The 3,633-nt window shown below is 28.4% G+C and carries 3 protein-coding genes; all 3 read right to left on the bottom strand.

Going from position 1 to position 3,633, the window contains the following annotated elements:
• Positions 1-76: 76 nt before the first annotated feature.
• The gene (gene cas5b, locus CI949_RS18495; RefSeq protein WP_290769122.1) at positions 77-796 is read right to left on the bottom strand and encodes a type I-B CRISPR-associated protein Cas5b; all 720 of its coding nucleotides are present in this window, start codon (positions 794-796) and stop codon (positions 77-79) included.
• A 66-nt stretch (positions 797-862) separates the two neighbouring features.
• Positions 863-1,777 (bottom strand): type I-B CRISPR-associated protein Cas7/Csh2, encoded by a 915-nt coding sequence (gene cas7b, locus CI949_RS18490; RefSeq protein ID WP_290769119.1) that lies wholly within the window; start codon positions 1,775-1,777, stop codon positions 863-865.
• 2 nt (positions 1,778-1,779) lie between these two features.
• The gene (locus CI949_RS18485; RefSeq protein ID WP_290769117.1) at positions 1,780-3,612 is read right to left on the bottom strand and encodes a TIGR02556 family CRISPR-associated protein; all 1,833 of its coding nucleotides are present in this window, start codon (positions 3,610-3,612) and stop codon (positions 1,780-1,782) included.
• Positions 3,613-3,633 lie beyond the last annotated feature (21 nt).

Below are 3,633 nucleotides of genomic sequence, written 5' to 3'. Positions count from 1 at the left end.
CTTATATACATTATTTAGATGTTCAATTAATAATTTATCTGGATGGGAATAAACCATATAATTTTCCTTTCTTATACTACAGAAACAAAAGAGTGTTGTTATTAGAATCTTTATAATACTGGTTAACATTTGCTTTAATACTTCTACCACTTCTTTCAAATAAAACCTGAGCATAATCGGTTACAGTTCTATCACTTTCCATCTCTACAGCAATTTTATCACTAAAATACTCGCGATTACTCTGACTAAAGTCTATATCACCTTTGCTAATATTCTCCTTATCAATTCTTATAACAGTGTTTATTTCCTGCCAGTTATTTTCTGTTATTTTTTTAAGCTCTATTTCTTTGATATACTCAAAGTTAGCAAGATTTTCACTTAATCCCAAAGAAATTGAATATACACTCTTATGATTCTTTAGTTTTTCTTTAAGATTGTTATATAAATCTTTGTCCTGATGCATAAAATAGATTCTATATTTAGCATCTTTTAAAAACTCAGTTTTGATTTGAGTTCTGGTTTCTATTTGCGACATTAAGGCAGCTTTTTTCGTATCAATTAAATTTAAATTTATCCTGGTTTTTTTGACGGGATTTTTAATCTGTATAGCTATTTTACACTGCCCTTCCTGAAAATAATTTAAATATTCATCTTTTGAAAACCCTAGAATTGCAGAAACTATACCATATAAAGTAGTTTTTGGTGGAATAGAAAAAGTCAAAGGTGAAGTTGTAGTATAATATTTTTTAAAATGTGCATAATCTGCCCAGATATCAAAAACTAATGCTTTATTCATTATCGTTCTCCTTTCTATAAATCTTCAGGTGAACCACTGTGGCTCACCCAAAGATTAATATTTAGTTTAAATATCCAACTCTTTAAATAAATCCAGATCATTCAAATTAATATTATTAGAATCTCTTATAAATTCAACCCTAGGATTAACTTTAAATTCAACACTTTCTATTTTTTCTGAATTAGCTTCAATTACTGATAATAAGGCACTGACATCCAATTTATAATCAGAAACATCTCTAATTTCCTCTTCTCTTAAATCAGTAGCTAACTTTATATAATTTTTTAATTCACCTATAAAATAATTCTCTTCACTGTAATTTACTTTTAATAACATTCTCGGTGTCTGACCAACTTTTGAGCGAGTAATTAAATTTTTAGTTCCCTTCCAGATACCTTCCATTAATAATTCAATATCATCCTTAGTTAATTCAGTGCTTTGAGCCGCATTCTCATTAATAATTCCATAAAATCCAACTAAAGAGTATGGTACTACATATTCTTCTCTAAATGTTTTTTTACTTTTTCCAGCTCCGGAGGCAAAAGCACCTGTACCTTTAATATAATTTAACTCTACTTTATGTAGAGATCTACCCATCTGAAACTGTACAGGACCAGTATAGGTTATAGAGTCACCAGTTAGAGGAATTACTCCTCCAAACAGTCTGACATCAATGCATTGATCTAAAACTTTTTTTGGATCCTCTTTAAAATCTTTAGCTCTTTCTTTGCCATCCTGAATACTTTTGTCATCATTTTGAATTTCTCTAACAAAAATATCTTTTCCATCCTCACCATTAAAGCCTTTATAATCATACAAATAATCCCTAATAGTACGTTTTAGTCTAACATCAGTTACCAGATTGATTCCAGTTTCTTCGTCAATCCTTGGTTTGTTAGCATCTAATGGATCCCCATTAGGATTAGCATCTTTGATATCATATAAAAAAACCAGCTCACTTCTCTGATCGATAACAGCCATTTTTATTCCTCCTCAGATTTTTGAAAGTTAAATTTATTAGCCTGATTCATACCTGTTACAAAATAAAATGAAATTTCATTATTACTAACTTCAGATAAATCACTTTCTAAGATATAATCTGCAATTAGTTCTTCTAATTGTTTATAATAATTTTTATCATATTCTTCTAACTTATTAATGATTTCTGTGTAAAGTCTTTTAATAATCTTTTCGTTTAGTTTGAGACCATTAAGCCTTGCTCTAAAAGGCTGTGAACCACTTCCATCACTAGCCTGGATATTTAAGAGTTTCTGTGCTAAAACTCCTTCAAGAAAAACCAATTTTTTGCTATTGGTGTTCAACACATCATGATGAGCATCCAGAAAGTCAACAATATTTTTCTTGTATTCACTATCAACGGTTGGCATAAATTTTTCCTCCTCTCCTTTCTGATTTAATAAATCTAATTTATTTAGAAACTTTAAAATCTGCAGTGCTTTTAAATTATCAAGCCAGTAGGACTGATTATTAACAAATTTTTCTCTAATATGAGCTATAAACCTATTAATTAATAAATCATAGGAAATACTTTTCTCCGAAAAAATATTATCTGTAATCTCTAAAAAACTTTTTGTGAAATCCTGTTTTCCTCTCTGATTAACATAAAAGAAATCACTAATTGTTTTAAATGTAAAAGAAAGTTCAAAAGGTCCATCTTTCCCCTGTAAATTAGTAAATAAATTATCCCCATCTACTTCATCTTTAGCAGCAAATATTTTCTGAATATATGAAGGCAAAACATCTTCAACATATAATAAAATTCTAAAAGCACTATTGATTTCTTCATAGAACATTAGATTAAAGTTAACATAATTCTTAAACTCAGTCATCATTTGAAAAAGATCATTTTGAGAACCAGATAAAGACTTTTTATTATCTTTTTTTAATGAAAGTTTTTTCTTATCTTCTAGTTCTTCCAGTATTTCAAACATTTCCTCAGTTTCCGTTTCTGATGCAAAAACTGTCTTAGGAATAATAAAATAATTTATTCCACTAAATCTTGAACTTAAATTTTCTTCAAGATATTTCTTGCCTAAATCTAAAGTCCGTGCACACTCTGAACAGACAGGATAGTTTTTCCAGGCTTTCCCTCGATTAAAACCTCCTGTTGTAAATCCCGGCTTATCTAAGGTATAAAAAGCAAATGTACCTACATAACCATAAGTTTCATCTTTTTCTTTAGAACAAATATAACACTTATTATTTTTACCAACTGAATTTTTTTCTGCTTTATTATATGATTTTTTGAAATAAAATCCTTTTTCATACTTATCTAAAAGTGAATCTGTAAATTTATTAAAATCTCCTACATATTTAATCTGGCCATTTTTTTCCACACCAATAGTTAAAACAGCATTATCATCATAAGAAATCTTTTCTAATTCCTGATAAATTTTATCACTTAAATCTTCATCCTGAAATAGATTAAAAATATCAATTATTGTTTTTTCTTCTTGATTTAACTCATCCTTATTTTTTATCTTGTCTACTAATTTTTTTAAAGGTCTCTGAATTCTGGAATAAGTGGTATCCAATTTTGTAATTTTAGAAGTTGGGGTTAAATCACCACCGCGTGGACTTCCAGAAACATATGCATATTTTTCCAATTTCTTCTTTGTGAATTCTTCCATTTGTATTTCCTGGTATTTTAATTCATCATCATCATTGTTAAATACAACTACTAAAACAGTATTATATTTACCATTAAAATTAGGATTTTCTACAACCTGACTTAAAAAACTGGATTCCGTTTTATCTTGAACATAATCTCCCATTGTCTTTAAAGCATGAATCACATTAACACCTCCGTTTTAAAA

The sequence above is a fragment of the Halanaerobium sp. genome (assembly GCF_003070835.1).
This window is presented reverse-complemented; position numbering and strand designations above follow the sequence as displayed.

Excerpts from the sequence above, each read along its gene's own strand:
- cas7b (WP_290769119.1), bottom strand. The coding sequence starts at position 1,777 with ATGGCTGTTATCGATCAGAGAAGTGAGCTGGTTTTTTTATATGATATC.
- cas5b (WP_290769122.1), bottom strand. The coding sequence starts at position 796 with ATGAATAAAGCATTAGTTTTTGATATCTGGGCAGATTATGCACATTTT.